The organism is Lentzea sp. NPDC051213 (assembly GCF_044455585.1).
GTDB lineage: Bacteria > Actinomycetota > Actinomycetes > Mycobacteriales > Pseudonocardiaceae > Lentzea.
Genome location: NZ_JBITEX010000002.1, coordinates 738,115 through 757,765, shown reverse-complemented (window position 1 = coordinate 757,765; position 19,651 = coordinate 738,115). Strand labels below are relative to the sequence as shown.

Sequence of the window (19,651 nt, the reverse complement as noted above, 5' to 3'; positions counted from 1 at the left end):
ATGCGTGACGTTGCGGTAGTCGGTTTCGCGCAGACGCCGTGCGTGCGCGAAACCGACGGCACCACCAACGGTGTCGAGATGCTGGTGCCGATCTTCCAGGAGGTGCTCGGCGGACTCGGGCTCACCAAGGCCGACATCGGGTTCTGGTGCTCCGGTTCCTCGGACTACCTGGCGGGACGGGCTTTCTCGTTCGTCTCCGCCGTCGACGCGATCGGTGCGTTCCCACCGGTCGCGGAGTCGCACGTCGAGATGGACGCCGCGTGGGCCTTGTACGAGGCCTGGGTGAAGCTGCAGTGCGGCGAGATCGACACGGCGCTGGTCTACGGCTTCGGCAAGTCGTCGGCGGGTCAGCTCCGCCGTGTCATGGCGATGCAGCTCGACCCCTACGTCGTCACGCCGCTGTGGCCGGATTCGCTTGGTCTGGCCGGAATCCAGGCGCGCATGGGCATCGAGAGCGGCCTTTGGGACGAGCGGGACATGGCTTCAGTGGCCGTGCGGAGTCGTGCCGCAGCGATGTCGAACCCGCTGGCGCAGCTGTCCGGGACCTACGACGTCGACGAGTTGCTGGCTTCGGACTACGTGGCGGATCCGTTGCGGCGGCACGACTGCGCGCCGATCACCGATGGCGCGGCGACGATCGTGCTGGCGGCGGGTGACCGTGCGCGGGATCTGTGCGATCGGCCGGCGTGGATCACCGGGTTCGAGCACCGGGTCGACTCGCCGTCGTTCGGCGCCCGTGACCTCACCACTTCTCCGTCGGCTGTAGCCGCGGGCAAGGCGGCCGGTGCCGACGGCGTCGAGGTGGCGGAACTGCACGCGCCGTTCAGCCACCAGGAGATCCTGCTGCGCCAGGCACTCGGGCTCGGCGACATCGTGATCAACCCGTCCGGCGGCGTGCTGGCCGGCAACCCGATGTTCGCGGCCGGGCTGGCCCGCATCGGTGAGGCCGCGCGCCGCGTGCACGACGGATCAGCCTCGAAGGTGCTCGGTCACGCCACGAGCGGGCCGTTGCTCCAACAGAACCTCGTCTGCGTCATGGAAGGACGGGAGTAGATGCGACCGGCAGCAGTGGTCGGCACCGGCCAGACGCACCACGCCGCGAAACGCCTCGACGTGTCGATGGCGGGCCTGTGCCGCGAGGCGATCGACCGGGCGATGGCCGACGCCGGGGTGGACTGGCCGGACATCGACGCCGTGGTCCTGGGCAAGGCGCCAGACCTGTTCGAGGGCGTCATGATGCCCGAACTCTTCCTCGCCGACGCCCTGGGCGCGGTCGGGAAACCGTTGCTGCGCGTGCACACCGCGGGCTCGGTCGGTGGCAGCACCGGGAACGTAGCGGCCTCGCTCGTCCAGTCCGGTGTGCACAAGCGCGTGCTGGCCGTGGCGTTCGAGAAGCAGTCCGAGTCGAACGCGATGTGGGCTTTGTCCGTTCCGACGCCGTTCACCATGCCGGTGCACGCCGGCGCGGGCGGCTACTTCGCGCCGCACGTGCGCTCCTACATCCGCCGCGCGGGCGCTCCCGAGCACGTGGGCGCGATGGTGGCCGCCAAGGACCGCCGCAACGGGGCTCGGAATCCCTACGCGCACCTGAAACAGCCGGACATCACGGTGGAGTCGGTGCAGGCCTCGCAGATGCTGTGGGACCCGATCCGGTACGACGAGACCTGTCCTTCGTCGGACGGCGCATGCGCAGTCATCATTTCGTCCGAGCCCACCTCGGGCCGGGCCGCGTGGATCCGGGCGACCGCGATGCGCACCGAGCCCACCACGTTCGCCGGACGCGACCAGGTCAACCCGCAGGCCGGCCAGGACGCCGCCCGCGCGTTGTGGAAGCAGGCCGGGATCACCGACCCGCTGTCCGAAGTGGACGCCGCCGAGATCTACGTGCCGTTCTCGTGGTTCGAGCCGATGTGGCTCGAGAACCTCGGGTTCACCGAGATCGGCCAGGGCTGGAAGCTCACGGAGGCGGGCGAGACCGAGATCGGCGGCCGGCTGCCGGTGAACCCGAGCGGCGGCGTGCTGTCGTCGAACCCGATCGGCGCCTCCGGGTTGCTGCGGTACGCCGAGGCAGCGATGCAGGTCATGGGCACCGCCGGGGAGCACCAGGTCGACGGCGCGCGGGTCGCGCTCGGCCACGCGTACGGCGGTGGATCGCAGTTCTTCGCCATGTGGGTCGTCGGATCGGAGAAGCCATGAAGTTCACCGTCGGCATCGCCATGAGCCCGCTCGACCAGCTGACCGAGTTGGCCCAGTGCGCCGAGGAGTGCGGCTACGCGTCCATCGCGCTGCCGGACTCGTTGTTCTTCTCGGAGAAGGTCTCCGCGGACTACCCGTACACGCCCGACGGCTCACGGATGTGGAACGCCGAGACCCCGTGGGTGGACCCGTTCGTCGCCGCCGCGGCCATGGGTGCGGTGACATCGCGGATCCACTTCTACACCCAGGTCCTGAAACTGGGCTCCCGCAACCCGTTGCTGCTGGCCCGCCAGGTCGGCTCGGTGGCGCACCTGACCGGCAACCGGTTCGGTCTCGGCGTCGGGCTCGGCTGGTCGCCGGAGGAGTTCGAGTGGTGCGGTGCGCCGTACAAGAACCGCGGGCCGCGCGTCGACGAGATGATCGACATTCTGAAGCTCGTGCTGGGCGGCGGAATGGTCGAGTACCACGGTGACTACTTCGACTTCGACCGGTTGCAGATGTCTCCGGCACCCACCTCGCCGGTGCCGTTCTACGTCGGCGGCCACTCCCCCGCCGCCTTGAAGCGCGCTGCCAGGGTCGGTGACGGCTGGACGTCCGCGATGATCAAGTACGCGGACCTGAGGTCGGTGATCGAGCAGCTCAAGGATCTCGGCGCGTTCGAGCGCCCGTTCGAGATCCAGGCCGTGTGCATCGACCGGTTCGGGCTCGACGGCTACCGGCAGCTCGACGAGATCGGTGTGACGGACGTGATCGTGGTGCCGTGGCTGTTCTACGGCGTCGGGTTCGACGGAAGCCTGCAGGCCAAGAAGGACGGACTTCGGCGTTTCGCCGACGAAGTGCTGGGAGAGTTCGCATGACCGCGGTCAGCTGGACGGCATCGAAGACGGAGACCCCGGCGCGCGTGGCGTCGTGGAAGTCGATGGACGCCGTGTCACGTGGCGCGAAGGACGAGTGGCTGGCGTTGTTCGCCGAGGACGCCGTGGTGGAGGACCCGGTCGGCCCGTCCATGTTCGACGCCGAAGGCAAGGGCCACCACGGCAAGGAGGCCATCGCCGCGTTCTGGGACCTCGCGATCGCCAACGTGGAACGGTTCGAGTTCGCCATGCACGACTCGTTCGCGGCGGGGTCGGAATGCGCGAACATCGGCACGATCTCGGCGTTCCTGCCCGGCGGCGCGCGCGTCGACACCGAGGGCGTGTTCGTCTACAACGTCGGCGAAGACGGGCTCATCAAGTCGATGCGCGCGTTCTGGGAGACAGAACGCGCGCTCGCGACCCTTCGTACTCCGTAGCTACCTGTTGATGGTGAACGTGGACGTCGTGTTCCTGACGTCCACGGCGTTGTCCTTGAGCCGCAGTCCCTCGAACGTCACCGAGCCGATCGCCGGGCCCTGTCCGGGTTCGGGGAACTCGTTGGCCCACAGCCCGAAGCCGGACTTGGCCTCGAACGCGTCACCGCTGAGCTTCGCACCGGTGATCGACACGTTGGTGAACTTCGTGTCGGTGATGGTGTTCGCGGGCTGGCCGTTGACGTAGTTGGTCTGGAACATGATCCCGCTGTAGGTCGGGTCCACGATGTCGAGATCGCTGACGCGGATGGCCTGGAACTTGTTCGTCGCGGAGAACAGCCACAGCGCCGGGAACGTCTGCGCGCCCCAGAAGTGCCCGCCCGACCGGACGATCGAGATCCCCTTCAGGGTGGTCGGTGCCGGACCGAAGTCCTTCATCGTCACGCCGAAGCTCAGCGAGCTGATGGTGCCGCCGGAACCGGCCAGGACATCGGCGACGTAGATGTCGCGGAAGGTGTTGTCCTGACCGCCGTACACCGCGATGCCCGCCGCGCGCCACGGCGTCAGGGCCGTGAGGTGCTCGAACAGGTTGTTCTTCTGGTCGCCGTCGTTGAGGTCGGCGGCCGCCCACAACGCGAAGCTGTCGTCACCGGTGGTGCGTGCCTCGTTGTTGACCACGTGGTTGTTCGAGCTGCCGTTGGTGAAGTTCACCGCGTCGGCGAACGTGTTGCGGAACCTGGAGTCGCGCACGGTGGTGTTCTGCACGTTCGTGCCCCAGATGCCGACCACGGTGTGCTCGACCCACAGGTTGTCGAACGTCAGGCCGGACACGTTCTCGAGGTCGAACACCTTGCCGGGGCCGTCGATCCGCGTGGTGTAGTTGCCGAAGTAGGCGAACCCGCGGAACGTGGAGCCGCTCGCGGAGCCGTCCACGGTGAAGCCCGCGTCGGTGTTGTCCGGGCCGACCGCACGGAACCTGGTGAACCACGGCCCGGCGCCGACGACCTGCACGGCGGTGCCGGACACGTCGAGCTTGCCCGTGTTCTCGTAGTCACCGGCGGGCAGGTAGACGCCGACGAGCTTGCCGGTGATGTCCTTGCGCACCTTGTCGAGCGCTGCCTGCACGGCGGCGTGGCTGGTGCCGTCCGGGGTGGTGTAGCGCGCCGGGTCGGGGTTGGCGACCGGGGCGACCTGCTCGAAACTCACGAAGTCGATGGCGTAGGTCGACGTGTTCGCGGCGCTCTTCTGCAGCTTGATCTTGCTGCCCGCCGGCACGGTGGTGCCGAGCAGCACGTTGGCCTCGTCGTAGATGTGCCGCGCCGGGCCGAGTGCGGGGTCGTTCTGCGGGCCCCACTCCGGTCCGTAGAGCCAGGCGTACTTCGACGTCAGGTCGATCGCCTTGAGGAACCGGCCGTTGACGAAGACGTCCACTGTGGACTGCGTGCCGCCGCCGGTCGGCGCGTCCGGCAGCGAGAACCGGGTGACGAGCGAGTTGGTGGCCCGCTTCGTGGTGAACTCGACGGAGCTGCCGGTCGTGTTCAGCGTGACCGCCTTGCGGCCGGACGCCTCACCCGCGAGATCGCCGATAGTGCGGTTCGGGCCGACGACGGCGGCACCGCCGCCGAGCTTGCCGTCCTCGGCCTCGACCGTCTCGTACGGCAGGCTCGCGCCGCGGCCTGCGTACAGGTCGGTGGTGCTGGTGTTGTTGTCCCGGTTGGCTTTCGCCTCGTCGGCGTCCGGCAGGACCACCGTGCGGACGACGTACTTGCCGTTGGCCTTCACCAGCCAGGACCCGAGGTCGAGCGGCTTCGCCGTGCCACCGGCGGCGATGCGGCCGGTCTGCAGGCCGTAGAACTTGGTGAGCAGGGCTCCGGTGTGGGCATCGGTCACGGTCGACTCGATGACGCGCACATGAGCGGCCGTGGCCTGCGTGCCCTGGTTCTTGACGACGACCGAGAACTTCACCCTGTCGCCCGCCTGGGGGCTGTCCGGCGTCCGGGTCACCTGTTCGGCGACGAGGTCGGGGCCTGCCAGCCGGCCGACGGTGAACTGGCTCGTCAGCCCGTTGTTCGACTCGCTCGTCTCGAAGATCACGCCCGCTTCGTCGACCTTGGCGACGACCTGGTGCGCACCCGCCGGGTACTTGCCGATCTTCGCGGACACCGTCGCCGATGCGCCTGCCGCGAGAGCTCCGACCTGGGTGGTGGCGACCTTGCGGCGGTCGACGTAGAAGCTGACGTTGGTGGCGGCGCTCGACGCGAGCGCGCCGGTGTTCGTGATCGTCGCGTTGGCGGTGATGTCGTCGCCGGTCACCGGGCTCGCCGGCGTGGTCGTGGTGGCGGCGACCGTCAGGTCCGGGTTGGGTGCGGCCACGCCGAGGATCTGGAGGTCCGAGATCTGCGCGCCGCCTGCCCCGGTGTTCGCGGTGATCGTCAGCCGCACGTCGGCGACCTTCGCGGTGAGCGGGATCGTCACTCTGTTGCCGGTGGCGGGGTCGAACCCGTACGGCGTCGCCGCGACCAGGCTGGTGAACTCGGTGGCGGACTGCTCACGCCCGAGCACCTCCACGGTCTGCGTGCGTGGTCCCCACTCCATCGCGGGATTCACCCGCAGCACGATCGAGTTGAGGTCCGCGTTGGCGCCGAGCGCGACGGTGAGCAGGTTCGGGAAGGTGTCCGCCCCCGCCTCCCAATAGGTGGTGGGGTCGTCGTCGATCGCCTTGGCCGCGGTGAAGTTCCCGGTCGTCGAGGACGCGGTGATCTGCTTGCCGGTGGCCAGGTTCTCCTCACCGGGCGCGGCGGAGGCGGATCCGGGCAGTCCTGCCGGTAACAGCGCCGCGACCAGCAGCGCCACTGCCAGTCTTGAACGGGGTCGGCTCCGGGCCATGACGAACACCTCTCCTGAGCGGGCTGTCAACTATTACCGGGAAATGATCCGGTTTCTGCGTTCTGAAGTTGATTTCTTGCGGTCCCAGAACCTACCCCCACCACGCCCGGAAACCGCTACCACGTCTCGACAGGTGATCACTTGCAAGGGAATCGACAGCATGCGCCACGGCCGTTGCGGAACCGGGCGGGAGCGCTATACGGTCGAAACTAGAACAGGTTGCAGTTTTGGGCTGCGGGCCGACCGAGGAGCGGACATGGCGAAAAAGGCTTCGCGTGGCGATCAGGCCGACTACGTGGTCGTCGGGTCGGGCAGCTCGGGGGCCGCGATCGCGGGCCGGCTGGCGCAGTCGGGCGCGAGCGTCATCGTGCTCGAAGCCGGGAAGACCGACGAGAAGCTCATGGTCAAAAAGCCCGGGATGATCGGCCCCATGCACTCGGTTCCCCAGCTCAAGGCGCTTTTCGACTGGGGCTACTACTCGGTGCCGCAGAAGCACGCCCTCGACCGCAGGATGCCGGTGCCGCGCGGCAAGGTGGTCGGCGGGTCCAGCTCCATCAACGGCATGGTCTACGTCCGCGGCAACCGCGCCAACTTCGACTCCTGGGCCGCGGAGGGCAACGAGGGCTGGGACGCGGACAGCGTGAACGCCGCCTACAAGCGGATGGAGGACTTCGAGGACGGCGAGAACACGTTCCGGGGCGCGGGCGGACCGATCCGGATCACCCGCATCAAGAGCCCGGAAGAGGGATCACTGCAGTTCCTCCACGCCACCGCCGACGCGACCGGCTGCAAGATCCTCGACGACTACAACGCCGAGTCGCAGGAGGGCGTCAGCCGGATGCAGCAGAACGCCGCCGACGGCCTGCGCTACAGCGCCTCGCGCGGCTACCTCCACCACCTCGCACCCCCGACGCTGGAGCTGCAGTCCGGGGTGCTGGCGAAGAAGGTGCTCATCGAGAACGGCCGCGCGGTCGGCGTCGAGGTCGTGGACGCCGACGGCACGCAGCGCACGGTCCGCGCCGGCAAGGAGGTCATCCTCTCGGCCGGGTTCGTCGGATCCGCGCAGCTGCTCATGCTCTCCGGCGTCGGCCACGCCGAGCACCTGAGGGAACACGGTATCGAGGTCGTCGCGGACCTGCCGGTCGGTGACAACCTGCACGACCACATGTTCCACGCGCTGACTTTCCACGTGTCGTCGAGCAAGCACAAAGGCGCGGCGCCGTACTTCGCGCGCGGGCTGGCCAAAGAGCTGATCAGGCCCGGCAGCACGTTCCTCGCGAACTCGGTCTTTGAAGCCGTCGCGTTCCTCAAGACGTCCCAGGCCGGCGCGATCCCCGATCTCCAGCTGCACCTGCTGCCGTGGGCGTACGTGACGCCCAACCAGGACGCGCCGATCCGGCACGACGTCGACAAGCGGCCCTCGCTCACCGTGCTGACGACGTTGATCTACCCGAAGAGCCGCGGCACGTTGCGGCTCGCCTCAGCCGACCCCACTGCGGCACCACTCATCGACCCGCAGTACCTCGCCGACCCTGCCGACCTCGAGGTCCTCGCCGAGGGCTCGGAGATCGCCCGCGAGATCTTCGCGTCGAGCGCCTTCAACGGCTCGGTCAAGGCGGAGCTCCACCCCGGCAAGCAGTTGCGGGGCCAGGATTTGCGCGACGCGATCCTCAACCGCGCGACGTCGGTCTACCACGGTGTCGGCACCTGCCGGATGGGTGTCGACGACCTCGCGGTCGTCGGCCCCGACCTCAAGGTCCGCGGCGTCGAGGCGCTGCGGGTCTGCGACGCCTCGATCATGCCGTCGATCACCGGTGGCAACACCAACGCGCCCGCCATCATGATCGGCGAGATGGGCGCGCAGTTCGTTCTCGCGGACAGCTGACGGATTACGCGTACTGGACCCGGAACTCCTTGATCCCGTTGAGCCAGCCGGACCGCAACCGCCGCGGTTCGGCGGCCTGGCGGATGTCCGGCATGTGGTCCGCGATCGCGTTGAAGATCAGGTCGATCTCCAGCCTGGCCAGGTTCGCACCGATGCAGAAGTGCGCGCCGCTGCCGCCGAAGCCCAGGTGCGGGTTGGGGTCGCGGGTGATGTCGAACCGCTCGGGGTTCTCGAACACCTCCTCGTCGAAGTTCGCCGACGAGTAGAAGACCCCGACCCGCTGGCCTTTCTTGATCTCGACACCGCTCAGCGAGGTGTCCTGGGTCGCGGTCCGCTGGAAGACGACGACCGGTGTGGCCCACCGGACGATCTCGTCGGCGGCCGTCGCCGGGCGTTCGGCCTTGAAGCGCTCCCACTGCTCCGGGTGGTCGAAGAACGCCTTCATGCCGTGCGTGATGGCGTTGCGGGTCGTCTCGTTGCCCGCGACGGCCAGCAGCAGCACGAAGAACCCGAACTCCTCCGAGGCGAGGCCGGCACCGTCCACATCGGCCTGGACGAGCTTGGTGACGATGTCCTCGCGCGGGCACTTGCGGCGGTCCTCCGCCATGTTCCAGGAGTAGCCGAGCAGTTCGGTGGCCGCGGCCATCGGGTCGCCGTCGAACTCCGGGTCGTCGTAGGAGATCATCTGGTTGGACCAGTCGAAGATCTTGCGGCGGTCGTCCTGCGGGATGCCGATGAGCTCCGCGATGGCCTGCAGGGGAAGCTCGCACGCGACGTCGGTGACGAAGTTGCCGTGCCCCTTGGCCAGCGCTTCCGCCACGATCAGCTCGGCCCTGGTGTTCAGGGCCTCGCGCAGCGCGTTGATCGCCCTCGGGGTGAACCCGCGGGAGATGATGCCGCGCAGCTTGGTGTGCGCCGGTGGGTCCATGTTCAGCAGGAGCAGCCGCTGCATCTCGATGCGGTCGCGGGTCATGTCGTCGGCGAACCGGATGATCGCCGTGTTCTCCCAGCTGGAGTAGAGGTCGCTGTTGCGCGAGACCTCCTTGACGTCGGCGTGTTTGCTCACCACCCAGAAGCCGTCGTCGTTGAACCCGCCCCTGCCGACCGGGTGGGAGTTCCACCAGATCGGCGCGGTCTGCCGCAACTCCGCGAACTCCTCGAGCGGCAGGCGCTCCGCGTACATGTCAGGGTCGGTGAAGTCGAAACCCTCCGGGATGACGCCCACGAGCACCTCCTAGATGGAACGCGTTCTATCCGATTCAAACACGGTTGCTCCTTGTGTTGAAGCCCCCATGCGGCCAATCTGGTGAAGCACAGGAACGTGTTCTAGTTTCTTCGCAGAGGAGGCTCGCGTGGGCAGTCCGGTGATCGTGGGAGCTGTGCGCACGCCCATCGGCAGGCGCAACGGCTGGCTGTCGGGGCTGCACGCCGCCGAGCTCCTCGGTGCGGCACAACAAGGTCTTCTTGACCGAACCGCTGTTGATCCGTCCACTGTCGAACAAGTCATCGGCGGCACGGTGACGCAGGCGGGCGAACAGTCCAACAACATCACCAGAACCGCGTGGCTGCACGCGGGCCTGCCGCACACGACCGGCTGCACGACCATCGACTGCCAGTGCGGCTCCGCCCAGCAGTCCACGCACCTCATCGCGGGCCTGATCGCGACCGGGGCGATCTCGTGCGGCATCGCCTGCGGGGTCGAGGCGATGAGCCGCGTCCCGATGCGCAGCAACGTCGGCGAGACAGGCAAGCCCCGCCCCGACTCGTGGACCATCGACCTGCCGAACCAGTTCGTGGCCGCCGAACGCGTGGCTCTGAGGCGCGGCATCGGGCGCGAGGAGGTCGACCGCTTCGGCGTCCAGTCTCAGACGCGGGCGCGGGCGGCGTGGGCGGCGGGCCGGTACACCGCAGAGGTCGTGCCGGTGAAGGTCGGCGAGTCGCTGGTGGACACCGACCAGGGGCTGCGCGAGACCAGCCTCGAAGCGCTGGCCGCGCTGAAGCCCGTCGTGCCCGACGGCGTGCACACCGCGGGCACGTCGTCACAGATCTCCGACGGGGCCTCAGCCGTGATGGTCGTCGACTCGGAGTTCGCGCGGGCGCACGGGTTGCGGCCGCGGGCCCGGATCGTGACGCAGTGCCTGGTCGGGTCGGACCCCTACTACCACCTGGACGGGCCCGTCGACGCCACCGCGCGGTTGCTGGAGCGCAGCGGGATGAAGGTCGGGGACATCGACCTGTTCGAGGTCAACGAGGCGTTCGCTTCCGTTGTGCTGTCGTGGGCCTCGGTGCATCGGCCGAACCACGACCGGGTCAACGTGAACGGTGGCGCCATCGCTCTGGGCCATCCCGTTGGGTCCACCGGCACGCGGTTGATCACCACCGCGTTGCACGAGTTGGAGCGCCGGGATGCCACGACCGCGCTGATCACGATGTGTGCTGGTGGGGCGTTGGCTAGCGGGACGATCATCGAGCGGATCTGAGCACCGGCACTGTCAGACCCTCCTGAGACGATTGGAGTGGGGGGCTCCGGCCCCCTGGAGGGGCCTCCAATCCGGATCGATTCCGCGCGCCTCAGCGCCGTAGACCGGGACCGGGTGGTGGTCCGCGCGCCTCCAGCGCCGTACACCGGCACCGGCCGGCGATCCGCGCGACTCAGGCGCCGCACACCGGCACCGGATGGCGATCCGCGCGCGCCTCAGGCGCCGCACACCGGCACCGGATGGCGATCCGCGCGACTCAGGCGCCGCACACCGGCACCGGATGGTGGCCCGCGCGCCTCAAGCGCCGCACACCGGCACCGGATGGTGGCCCGCGCGCGCCTCAGGCGCCGTACACCGGCACCGGCCGGTGATCCGCAACCAGCTCGCGCACCACCGGCCCCAGCTCCGCCGGCTCCCACCGCGCGCCCTTGTCGATCTCCCGCCCGCGCTGCCACCCCTGCGCCAGGCAGATCCGGCCACCGTCCACCTCGAACAGCGCGCCGGTGACGTCCGCCGACTCCGCGCTACCCAGCCACACCACGAGCGGCGAGATGTTCTCCGGCGCCATCGCGTCGAACCCGTCGGAGGGTGCGGCCATCGACTCGGCGAAGGTCTGTTCGGTCATCCGGGTTCGCGCGGCCGGGGCGATCGCGTTCACCGTCACGCCGTAGCGGGCCAGTTCGGCCGCCGCCACGAGCGTCATCGCGGCGATCCCCGCCTTGGCCGCCGAGTAGTTCGCCTGACCCACGCTGCCGAACAGGCCGGCGCCGGACGATGTGTTGATCACTCGCCCGGAGACCGTGCCGCCCGCCTTGTGCACGGCCCGCCAGTGCGCGGCGGCGTGGTGCAGGGGCGCGAAGTGGCCCTTGAGGTGCACGCGCACGACCTCGTCCCACTCGTCCTCGCCGCAGCTCACCAGCATCCGGTCGCGCACGATGCCCGCGTTGTTCACCAGCACGTCCAGGCCGCCGAACGCCGATACCGCCGCGTCGACCACCCGTGCGGCACCGGCCCACGTGCCCACGTCGTCGGTGTTCACGATCGCCCGCGGGCCGATCAGCGCCGCGACCTCCGAGGCCGGCCCCACAGAAAGATCGTTCACGACCACCCGTGCGCCCGCGGCGGCGAAGGCCAGTGCGTGGGCACGGCCGATGCCGCGGCCCGCACCGGTGACGATCACGACCCGGTCCTCGCACAACTTCATGACGACTCCCCCTCGGTGTTGGCTGCGGCGAGGAACGCGGGCACCTCTCCCCCGCCGTGCACCGGCAGGGTGGCGCCGGTGACGTAAGAGGCCAGCGGTGAGGCGAGGAAGACCGCGCACGCGCCGACCTCGTCCGGCGACGCGAGCCTGCCCAGTGGCACGGTTCGCGCGACGGCCTCGATGCCGGCCGAGTCGCCGTAGTGCAGGTGGGACTGCTCGGTGAGCACCATGCCGACGGCCAGCGCGTTGACCCGCACCTTGGGTGCCCACTCGACGGCCAGCGACGCGGTGAGGTTGTCCAGGCCGGCCTTCGCGGCGCCGTAGGCCGCGGTGCCGGGTGACGGACGGCGGCCGCTGACGCTGCTCACCATCACGATCGAGCCGCCGGACGGCTGTTCCCGCATCACGGCGTACGCCGCCTGCGACACCAGCAGGGGCGCCAGCAGGTTCAGCTCCACGATCTTCTGGTGGAACCGCGGGGAGGCCTTGTCCGCCAACGCGAACGGCGCGCCACCGGCGTTGTTCACCACGACGTCCAGCCGGCCGTGATCGGCGACGATCCTGGACACGAGTTCGCCTACCTGGTCGGCGTCACGGACATCGCAGGGCAGGAAGGACGCGCCCGGCACCTCGGCGGGTCGCCGGGCGCAGGTCACGACGACCGCCCCGGCCCGCTGGAACGCGCGGGTGATCCCGAGGCCGACGCCCCGCACGCCGCCCGTCACGAGGACGACTGCTCCGTCGAGGTCGAGTTCCACTGGCACCTACCCCGGTCGCTTCGGCACTGGTAAGTTACCAAGCAATCGCTTGGTTCGGAAGGCGGCTCCATGGGAATCTCCAGCAGCCACACCGAAAACGGCATCATCGAAGTCACGATCGACTTTCCTCCCGTCAACGCCATACCGGCGCGCGGGTGGTTCGAACTGGCCGAGACCATCACCTACGCGGGTGAGGATCCGGAGGCCAGGGTCGTGATCTTGCGGGCCGAGAACCGCGGCTTCTGCGCGGGCGTCGACCTGAAGGAGATCCAGCGCTCCACCGGCCACGACGCGATCATCGCGGCGAACCGTGGCTGCGCCAAGGCCTTCAGCGCCGTGTACGACTGCGCGGTGCCGGTCATCGCCGCGGTGCAGGGCTTCTGCCTCGGTGGCGGCATCGGCCTGGTCGGCAACGCGGACGTGATCGTCGCGTCCGACGACGCGACCTTCGGGCTGCCCGAGGTCGACCGCGGCGCGCTCGGCGCCGCCACGCACCTGGCCCGGCTGGTGCCGCAGCACCTGATGCGCACGCTCTACTACACGGCCCGCAACGTCAGCGCGCAAACGTTGCACCACCACGGCAGCGTCTTCGAGGTCGTGCCGCGCGAGCAGCTCGACGACACCGCGCGCGAGCTGGCGAAAGAGATCGCGAAGAAGGACCCGATGGTGATCCGCCGGGCCAAGGAGGCGATCAACGGCATCGACCCGCAGCGCGTGCACACGAGCTACCGCTACGAGCAGGGCTTCACCTTCGAGCTGAACCTCGCCGGCGTGGCGGACCACGCGCGGCAGGCCTTCCTGGACGGAAACCATGCGCGACAAGCGAATGACGGCTGACGAGGTCGCCGGCGAGATCAAGGACGGCATGACCGTCGGCATCGGCGGCTGGGGCTCACGGCGCAAGCCGATGGCCCTGGTCGAGGCGATCCGGCGGACCGGGGTCAAGGACCTGACCGTCGTGAGTTACGGCGGCCCGGACGTCGGGCTGCTGTGCGCGGCGGGCAAGGTCCGCAAGCTGGTCTACGGTTTCGTCTCGCTCGACACCATCCCGTACGACCCGTGGTTCAAGCGGGCCAGGGAGACCGGCGCGATCGAGGTGCTGGAACTCGACGAGGGCATGTTCCAGACCGGACTCAGGGCCGCCGCCCACCGGCTGCCGTTCCTGCCGATCAGGGCAGGCCTCGGCTCGGACGTGCTCACGTTCGCCCCGGAGCTCAAGACCGTCCGATCGCCCTACGACGACGGCGAAGAGCTGGTCGCCATGCCCGCCTTGAAACTCGACGTCGCGCTGGTGCACCTAAACCGGGCGGACAGGCACGGCAACGCCCAGTACCTCGGCCCGGACCCGTACTTCGACGACCTGTTCTGCCTGGCCGCCGACCGGCGCTATCTCTCGTGCGAGCAGATCGTCGAGACGTTCGAGGGACCGCCACAGTCCTTGCTGCTCAACCGGATGATGGTCGACGGCGTCGTGGAAGCACCGGGCGGCGCGGGGTTCACGAGCTGCGTCCCCGACTACCCGCGCGACGAAGCCCGACAGCGCGAGTACGCCGAAGCGGCCGCTGACCTGGAGAAATGGGCCGACTTCGAGAAGAGGCTGCTGGCATGAGCGACATCACGCGGGCCGAAATCTGCGTCACCGCCTGCGCCGATCTCTTCGCCGGCGCGGGCGAGACGCTGGCGAGCCCCATGGGCCTCATCCCGATGCTGGGCGCGAAACTCGCCCGCCTCACCACCGAACCGGACCTGCTGCTGAGCGATGGCGAGGCCTACCTCCTCACGCCGGAGTCCACTGTGGAGGGATGGCTGCCGTACCGGGCGGTGTTCGACGTCGTCGCGCACGGCCGCCGGCACGTCGTCATGGGCGCGAACCAGGTCGACAGGTTCGGCAACCAGAACATCTCCTGCATCGGCGACCACGCGAAACCGACGAGGCAGCTGTTCGGATTCCGCGGCGCGCCCGGCAACACGATCAACCACCGCACCAGCTACTGGGTGCCGCGGCACAGCCCGCGCGTGCTCGTGGACGCCGTCGACGTGATCTCCGGCGTCGGCTACGACCACGCCGTCGGCCCGTTTCACGACATCCACCAGGTCGTCACGAACCTCGCCGTGCTCGACTTCACCACCCCCGGCCGCTCGATGCGCCTGGTCTCCACCCACCCCGGTGTCTCGGTCGACGAGGTGCAGAAGCAGACGTCATTCCCGCTCGTGGCGGACAACGTCACCGAGACCAGGCTCCCGACCGACGAGGAGCTGAAGCTGATCCGCACGCTGCTCGATCCGGATGCCAAGCGGGACAAGGAAGTCCCCTCATGAGAACCGCGCTGACCGACCTGGTCGGCGTCAAGCACCCGGTGGTGCAGACCGGAATGGGCTGGGTCGCCGGACCTCGGCTGGTTTCCGCGACCGCCGAGGCTGGCGGGCTGGGCATCCTCGCCTCCGCCACCATGACCTACGCCGAACTCGAAGCGGCCATCAAGGAAACCCGTACCCGCACGTCCCAGCCGTTCGGCGTGAACCTCCGCGCCGACGCCCAGGACGCACCGGAACGCGTCGACCTGATCATTCGCGAACAGGTGAAAGTCGCCTCCTTCGCGCTGGCCCCGAAACCCGACATGATCGCCAAGCTGAACGACGCCGGAGTGGTGGTCATCCCGTCGATCGGCGCGGCCAGGCACGCCGAGAAGGTCGCCAAGTGGGGCGCTCACGCGGTGATCGTCCAGGGCGGCGAGGGCGGCGGTCACACCGGCGGCGTGGCAACGACCCTGCTGCTCCCCAGCGTGCTGGACGCCGTCGACATCCCGGTGATCGCGGCAGGCGGCTTCTTCGACGGCAGAGGCCTGGCCGCGGCACTCGCGTACGGCGCGGCCGGAATCGCGATGGGCACCAGGTTCCTGCTCACCCAAGAGAGCACGGTGCCGGACGCGGTCAAACAGGCTTACCTGCAACGGGATCTGAACGGCACGGTCGTGACCACGCGCGTCGACGGCCTGCCCCACCGCGTCCTGCGCACCGACCTGGTCGACCACCTCGAAAAGTCCGGCAAACTCAGCAGCCTCACCAGAGCGATCACGAACGCGGCCAGGTTCCGGCAGCACACCGGACTCTCGTGGCGCGCGATGATCCGCGAAGGCCTCGCCATGAAGCACGGCAAGGACCTCAGCTGGTCCCAGGTGATCATGGCTGCGAACACGCCGATGCTGCTGCGCGCCGGCCTGGTCGAGGGCAGGACCGACGCGGGCGTGCTCGCGTCGGGTCAGGTCGCCGGAATGCTCAGCGACCTGCCCACGTGCGGAGAACTCATCGAGAGCATCGTCAAGGATGCCGAAGACATAATTGACCGGCTCAAAGACGTTCGATGATCGTCACGTTGGCCTGACCGCCGCCCTCGCACATCGTCTGCAACCCATACCGGCCGCCGGAACGCTCCAGCTCGTGCAGCAACGTGGTGAACAGCTTGGTGCCGGTCGCGCCGATCGGGTGGCCGAGCGCGAGCGCTCCCCCGTTGACGTTCACCCGCCCCAGATCCACCTTGAGCTCCTTCGCCCAGGCCAGCGCGACGGACGCGAACGCCTCGTTGATCTCGAACAGGTCGATGTCAGAGAGGCTCATCCCGGCCCGCTCCAACGCGTAACGGGTGGCGCGGATCGGCGCGGTGAGCATGTAAATCGGGTCGGAGCCGCGAGCGGACATGTGGTGCACCCGTGCCCGAGGCGTCAGCTTGTGTTCGCGCACCGCCTGTTCCGACACGACGAGAACCGCCGAGGCGCCGTCGGAGATCTGGCTCGACAGGGCCGCCGTCGTCCGTCCACCCGGCCGCAACGGTTGCAGCGCCGCCATCTTCTCGGCACTGGTGTCGGGCCGCGGGCACTCGTCGTGCGCGAGCCCGTCGACCGGCGCGATCTCCCGGTCGAACCGGCCTTCCTTGATCGCGGTGATCGCCCGCAGATGGCTCTGCAGCGCGTACTCCTCCATCTCGCGGCGCGACAGGTCCCACCGCACGGCGATCAGGTCGGCCGCGCGGAACTGGGAGACCTCCTCGTCGCCGTAGCGGTGCTGCCAGCCCTCGCAGCCGGCGTACGGGCTCACCGTCATCGCCGAACCGATCGGCACCTGCGACATGTTCTGCACGCCGCCCGCGACCACGACGTCGGCTGTGCCGCTCATCACCGCCTGCGCCGCGAAGTGCAGCGCCTGCTGGCTCGACCCGCACTGCCGGTCGACCGTCACGCCCGGCACCTGCTCGGGGAATCCTGCGGCGAGCCACGACGTCCTGGCGATGTCGCCCGCCTGCGGGCCGACCGTGTCCACGCATCCGAAGATCACGTCGTCCACGTCGGTCGGGTCGACGTCGACGCGGTTGAGCAACGCGGTGATCACGTGCGCGCCGAGATCGGCGGGATGCACCTTGCTGAGCTCGCCGCCGCGCCGCCCCGCAGGAGTTCGCACAGCTTCGATGATGTACGCCTCGGCCACGAAGGCCCTCCCTTTTACGTCTTGCTCCTCCGCCGCCCGGTGGCGATGCCGTCGAGCAGGATTGCGAGATACTGGTCGGCCACCGCATCGGCGGACAACCCGCCATCGGGCCGGTACCACCGCACGGCCACCCACACCGTGTCGCGGATGAACCGGTAGGCCAGGTCCACGTCGAGATCGGCGCGGAACACGCCCGCGCCCATGCCGTCCTCGAGCAGCACCGTCCAGAGCTTGCGGAACTCCACGTTGCGGTCGTCCAGGTAGGAGAACCGCTCCAGCCCCATCAGGTGCTTGGACTCGTTCTGGTAGATCGCGACCTCGGCGTGCCTGGTGTCGATCGCCTCGAACGACGCCACGACCAGCGCCTTCAGCGTCTGCTTCGGCTCCAGACCGGCGCCGACGATCTCCTGGTAGCGCGCGAACAGCTCGTCGAGGAAGGTCCGCAGGATCTCGTCGACCATCGACTCCTTCGAGTCGAAGTGGTGGTAGAGGCTGCCGGACAGGATGCCCGCCGCGTCCGCGATGTCGCGCACGGTCGTCTGCCCGTACCCGCGCTCGGCGAACATCTTCGCCGCCAACGCGAGCAACTCCTGCCTCCGGCCACTCATCGTTCGTTCCTTCCTCACGGGTGCTGGCTGCTCACCGACACGACCTCGCCCGTCAGGTACGACGAGTAGTCGCTGGCGAGGAACACGATCACATTCGCGACCTCCCACGGCTCGGCGGCGCGCCCGAAAGCCTCACGGGACGCCAGCTCGGTCAGCAACTCCTCACTGGTGACCTTGGTCAAGAACGGGTGCGCCGCCAAGCTCGGGGCGACCGCGTTCACCCGGATGCCGTGCTCGGCCACGTCCATCGCGGCGCATCTCGTGAGCGCCATGACCCCTGCTTTCGCCGCCGCGTAATGGGCTTGGCCTCGTTGAGCACGCCAGCCGATGACGCTGGAGTTGTTAACGACAACACCGCTTCGCTGGGCGACCATTTGGCGCAACACGGCCCTGGTGCAGCGGAACGTGCCGTTCAACGTCACGTCCAGCACCCGCGACCACTCGTCGTCGGTCATGTCCAGCACGGACTTCTCGCCGCCGAGGCCGGCGTTGTTGACCATCACGTCGATCCGGCCGTACCGCTCGACCGTGGTGTCGACGAGTTCCTGCACCTGCTGCTCGTTGGTGACGTCGCAAACGATCGCGTGGTCCGAGCCGAGCGCCTCGTGGGTCTCCTTCAACCGGCGCTCGTGCCAGTCGCTGATGATCACCGTCGCGCCCTCTTCGAGGCAGCGCTTCGCGGTCGCCGAGCCGATGCCGGTGCCCGCCGCGGCCGTCACGACGACGACCTTGTCCTTGAGCAGATCGTGGCCGTTCATCGCGGCAGCCCCAGGATCCGGTGGGCGATGATCTCGCGCTGGATCTCGTCCGACCCGCCGTAGATCGTCTCGGCCCGGCTGAACAGGAACATGCGCTGCCACTCGTTGCCGTCGATCATCGACTCGGGGCCGAGCGAGTCCATCGCGAGCTCACCGAGCCTGCGGTGCCAGCCCGCCCAGAACAGCTTCAGCACGGACGCCTCCGGTCCTGGCTCGTCGTTCAGCGTGCGCAACGTGTGTGAGCGCATGACGTGCAGTTCGATCCACGCCCTGGTGAGCCGTTCGTCGGCGGGGGCCGCGGCCATGATCGCGTCGAGCTGCCGGCGGAAGCTCACCTGGTGGCCGAGCATCGCGGTGCCGCGTTCGAACCCCAGCGTCGCCATCGCGATCTTCCAGCCCTCGCCGGGCTGGCCCACGACGTTCTCCTTCGCCGTGACCGCGCCGTCGAAGAAGACCTCGTTGAACTCGGACGTGCCGGTCAGCTGGCGGATCGGCCGCACCTCGACGCCCGGCTGGTTCATCGGCACGAGCAGGTACGAGAGGCCCTGATGCCGTTGCGAACCCGGTTCGGTGCGGCACAGGACGAAGATCCAGTCCGAGTAGTGGGCGTTCGACGTCCAGATCTTCTGGCCGGTGATCACCCACCGGTCGCCTTCGAGTCTGGCCTTGGTCTGGACGTTCGCCAAGTCGGAGCCCGCGCCCGGTTCGGAGTAGCCCTGGCACCACAGCTCGTCCAGCGCGCGAATCCTGGGCAGGAAACGTTCCTTCTGCTCGGGCGTGCCGAAGGCGATGAGCGTCGGGCCGAGTAGTCCCTCACCCACGATGTCGACCTTGGCCGGCGCGTCCGCCTCCGCGTACTCCTCGTGGAAGACGACCTGTTCCTCGACGCTGCGTTCGCCGGGCCAGCCGAGGCACGTCCACCCGTGCGCCGCCAGGTGCCGGTGCCACCGCAGCCTGCCCTCGAACGCCTCGTGCTCGCGGCCGGGTCCACCCAGGCCGCGCAGCTCAGCGAACTCACCGACGAGGTTGGCGGACAACCATTCCCGCACCTCGCGCCGGAAGGACTCCATAGGCCATACTCTAACCTACCAAGCACTTGCTTTGGAGGG

At 68.8% G+C, this 19,651-nt stretch carries 18 protein-coding genes; 10 read left to right on the top strand and 8 right to left on the bottom strand.

Going from position 1 to position 19,651, the window contains the following annotated elements; genetic code table 11:
- From ACIA8G_RS10225 to ACIA8G_RS10210, 4 genes are read left to right on the top strand one after another with little or no spacing between them, the layout of a single operon-like run.
- Positions 1-1,053 carry a thiolase domain-containing protein gene (locus ACIA8G_RS10225; protein ID WP_396418029.1) on the top strand — a complete coding sequence of 351 codons (1,053 nt, stop codon included), beginning with the start codon at positions 1-3 and terminating at the stop codon, positions 1,051-1,053.
- Positions 1,054-2,196 (top strand): thiolase domain-containing protein, encoded by a 1,143-nt coding sequence (locus ACIA8G_RS10220; RefSeq protein ID WP_396418028.1) that lies wholly within the window; start codon positions 1,054-1,056, stop codon positions 2,194-2,196.
- On the top strand, positions 2,193-3,053 hold the full coding sequence (locus ACIA8G_RS10215) for a TIGR03619 family F420-dependent LLM class oxidoreductase (RefSeq protein ID WP_396418027.1): 861 nt from the start codon (positions 2,193-2,195) through the stop codon (positions 3,051-3,053). The genes ACIA8G_RS10220 and ACIA8G_RS10215 overlap by 4 nt, the downstream gene beginning before the upstream one ends.
- Positions 3,050-3,487 carry a nuclear transport factor 2 family protein gene (locus ACIA8G_RS10210; RefSeq protein WP_396418026.1) on the top strand — a complete coding sequence of 146 codons (438 nt, stop codon included), beginning with the start codon at positions 3,050-3,052 and terminating at the stop codon, positions 3,485-3,487. The genes ACIA8G_RS10215 and ACIA8G_RS10210 overlap by 4 nt, the downstream gene beginning before the upstream one ends.
- On the opposite strand, the gene ACIA8G_RS10205 is transcribed toward ACIA8G_RS10210, so the two are convergent.
- Complete coding sequence (locus ACIA8G_RS10205) at positions 3,488-6,370, bottom strand: CARDB domain-containing protein (RefSeq protein ID WP_396418025.1); 2,883 nt, start codon at positions 6,368-6,370, stop codon at positions 3,488-3,490.
- Between the two features lie 256 nt (positions 6,371-6,626).
- Here ACIA8G_RS10205 and ACIA8G_RS10200 point away from each other — a divergent pair, with 256 nt between their 5' ends.
- Positions 6,627-8,255 carry a GMC family oxidoreductase gene (locus ACIA8G_RS10200; protein ID WP_396418024.1) on the top strand — a complete coding sequence of 543 codons (1,629 nt, stop codon included), beginning with the start codon at positions 6,627-6,629 and terminating at the stop codon, positions 8,253-8,255.
- 4 nt (positions 8,256-8,259) lie between these two features.
- Here the strand turns inward: ACIA8G_RS10200 and ACIA8G_RS10195 are convergent, their stop codons facing one another.
- Positions 8,260-9,438, bottom strand: coding sequence for a cytochrome P450 (locus ACIA8G_RS10195; protein WP_396418685.1), 1,179 nt, complete (start codon positions 9,436-9,438; stop codon positions 8,260-8,262).
- Positions 9,439-9,607: 169 nt separating this feature from the next.
- On the opposite strand from ACIA8G_RS10195, the gene ACIA8G_RS10190 reads away from it, so the two are divergent.
- Positions 9,608-10,735 (top strand): steroid 3-ketoacyl-CoA thiolase, encoded by a 1,128-nt coding sequence (locus tag ACIA8G_RS10190; RefSeq protein ID WP_396418023.1) that lies wholly within the window; start codon positions 9,608-9,610, stop codon positions 10,733-10,735.
- Positions 10,736-11,075: 340 nt separating this feature from the next.
- Here ACIA8G_RS10190 and ACIA8G_RS10185 read toward each other — a convergent pair whose 3' ends face one another.
- Together ACIA8G_RS10185 and ACIA8G_RS10180 are read right to left on the bottom strand one after the other, a co-directional pair.
- Positions 11,076-11,939, bottom strand: coding sequence for an SDR family oxidoreductase (locus ACIA8G_RS10185; RefSeq protein ID WP_396418022.1), 864 nt, complete (start codon positions 11,937-11,939; stop codon positions 11,076-11,078).
- A complete protein-coding gene (locus tag ACIA8G_RS10180; RefSeq protein WP_396418021.1) occupies positions 11,936-12,703 on the bottom strand; it encodes an SDR family oxidoreductase in 768 nt (255 codons plus the stop codon). Before ACIA8G_RS10180 ends, ACIA8G_RS10185 begins: the two co-directional genes overlap by 4 nt.
- Positions 12,704-12,766: 63 nt before the next feature.
- Between ACIA8G_RS10180 and ACIA8G_RS10175 the strand changes: the two genes are divergently transcribed.
- From ACIA8G_RS10175 to ACIA8G_RS10160, 4 genes are read left to right on the top strand one after another with little or no spacing between them, the layout of a single operon-like run.
- Positions 12,767-13,534 carry an enoyl-CoA hydratase family protein gene (locus ACIA8G_RS10175; protein ID WP_396418020.1) on the top strand — a complete coding sequence of 256 codons (768 nt, stop codon included), beginning with the start codon at positions 12,767-12,769 and terminating at the stop codon, positions 13,532-13,534.
- Positions 13,509-14,306, top strand: coding sequence for a CoA transferase subunit A (locus ACIA8G_RS10170; protein ID WP_396418019.1), 798 nt, complete (start codon positions 13,509-13,511; stop codon positions 14,304-14,306). Before ACIA8G_RS10175 ends, ACIA8G_RS10170 begins: the two co-directional genes overlap by 26 nt.
- Positions 14,303-15,016, top strand: a complete 714-nt coding sequence (locus ACIA8G_RS10165; protein ID WP_396418018.1) for a CoA-transferase subunit beta — start codon at positions 14,303-14,305, stop codon at positions 15,014-15,016. Before ACIA8G_RS10170 ends, ACIA8G_RS10165 begins: the two co-directional genes overlap by 4 nt.
- Complete coding sequence (locus tag ACIA8G_RS10160; protein WP_396418017.1) at positions 15,013-16,062, top strand: NAD(P)H-dependent flavin oxidoreductase; 1,050 nt, start codon at positions 15,013-15,015, stop codon at positions 16,060-16,062. Before ACIA8G_RS10165 ends, ACIA8G_RS10160 begins: the two co-directional genes overlap by 4 nt.
- Here the strand turns inward: ACIA8G_RS10160 and ACIA8G_RS10155 are convergent.
- Genes ACIA8G_RS10155 through ACIA8G_RS10140 form a run of 4 tightly spaced genes read right to left on the bottom strand, consistent with a single transcriptional unit; the run spans position 16,046 to position 19,612 of the window.
- On the bottom strand, positions 16,046-17,176 hold the full coding sequence (locus ACIA8G_RS10155; protein WP_396418016.1) for an acetyl-CoA C-acetyltransferase: 1,131 nt from the start codon (positions 17,174-17,176) through the stop codon (positions 16,046-16,048). The genes ACIA8G_RS10160 and ACIA8G_RS10155 overlap by 17 nt on opposite strands.
- Positions 17,177-17,190: 14 nt before the next feature.
- Positions 17,191-17,784: a TetR/AcrR family transcriptional regulator gene (locus ACIA8G_RS10150; RefSeq protein ID WP_396418015.1), complete on the bottom strand. Its 594-nt coding sequence runs from the start codon at positions 17,782-17,784 to the stop codon at positions 17,191-17,193.
- 14 nt (positions 17,785-17,798) lie between these two features.
- The gene (locus ACIA8G_RS10145) at positions 17,799-18,542 is read right to left on the bottom strand and encodes an SDR family oxidoreductase (protein ID WP_396418014.1); all 744 of its coding nucleotides are present in this window, start codon (positions 18,540-18,542) and stop codon (positions 17,799-17,801) included.
- Positions 18,539-19,612 carry an acyl-CoA dehydrogenase family protein gene (locus tag ACIA8G_RS10140; protein ID WP_396418013.1) on the bottom strand — a complete coding sequence of 358 codons (1,074 nt, stop codon included), beginning with the start codon at positions 19,610-19,612 and terminating at the stop codon, positions 18,539-18,541. Before ACIA8G_RS10140 ends, ACIA8G_RS10145 begins: the two co-directional genes overlap by 4 nt.
- Positions 19,613-19,651 lie beyond the last annotated feature (39 nt).

Bases quoted from the DNA above. Each gene is read 5' to 3' on its own strand.
- ACIA8G_RS10225 (WP_396418029.1), top strand. From the start codon at position 1: ATGCGTGACGTTGCGGTAGTCGGTTTCGCGCAGACGCCGTGCGTGCGC.
- ACIA8G_RS10220 (WP_396418028.1), top strand. From the start codon at position 1,054: ATGCGACCGGCAGCAGTGGTCGGCACCGGCCAGACGCACCACGCCGCG.
- ACIA8G_RS10215 (WP_396418027.1), top strand. From the start codon at position 2,193: ATGAAGTTCACCGTCGGCATCGCCATGAGCCCGCTCGACCAGCTGACC.
- ACIA8G_RS10210 (WP_396418026.1), top strand. From the start codon at position 3,050: ATGACCGCGGTCAGCTGGACGGCATCGAAGACGGAGACCCCGGCGCGC.
- ACIA8G_RS10205 (WP_396418025.1), bottom strand. From the start codon at position 6,370: ATGGCCCGGAGCCGACCCCGTTCAAGACTGGCAGTGGCGCTGCTGGTC.
- ACIA8G_RS10200 (WP_396418024.1), top strand. From the start codon at position 6,627: ATGGCGAAAAAGGCTTCGCGTGGCGATCAGGCCGACTACGTGGTCGTC.
- ACIA8G_RS10195 (WP_396418685.1), bottom strand. From the start codon at position 9,438: ATGTACGCGGAGCGCCTGCCGCTCGAGGAGTTCGCGGAGTTGCGGCAG.
- ACIA8G_RS10185 (WP_396418022.1), bottom strand. From the start codon at position 11,939: ATGAAGTTGTGCGAGGACCGGGTCGTGATCGTCACCGGTGCGGGCCGC.
- ACIA8G_RS10175 (WP_396418020.1), top strand. From the start codon at position 12,767: ATGGGAATCTCCAGCAGCCACACCGAAAACGGCATCATCGAAGTCACG.
- ACIA8G_RS10170 (WP_396418019.1), top strand. From the start codon at position 13,509: ATGCGCGACAAGCGAATGACGGCTGACGAGGTCGCCGGCGAGATCAAG.
- ACIA8G_RS10165 (WP_396418018.1), top strand. From the start codon at position 14,303: ATGAGCGACATCACGCGGGCCGAAATCTGCGTCACCGCCTGCGCCGAT.
- ACIA8G_RS10160 (WP_396418017.1), top strand. From the start codon at position 15,013: ATGAGAACCGCGCTGACCGACCTGGTCGGCGTCAAGCACCCGGTGGTG.
- ACIA8G_RS10150 (WP_396418015.1), bottom strand. From the start codon at position 17,784: ATGAGTGGCCGGAGGCAGGAGTTGCTCGCGTTGGCGGCGAAGATGTTC.
- ACIA8G_RS10145 (WP_396418014.1), bottom strand. From the start codon at position 18,542: ATGAACGGCCACGATCTGCTCAAGGACAAGGTCGTCGTCGTGACGGCC.
- ACIA8G_RS10140 (WP_396418013.1), bottom strand. From the start codon at position 19,612: ATGGAGTCCTTCCGGCGCGAGGTGCGGGAATGGTTGTCCGCCAACCTC.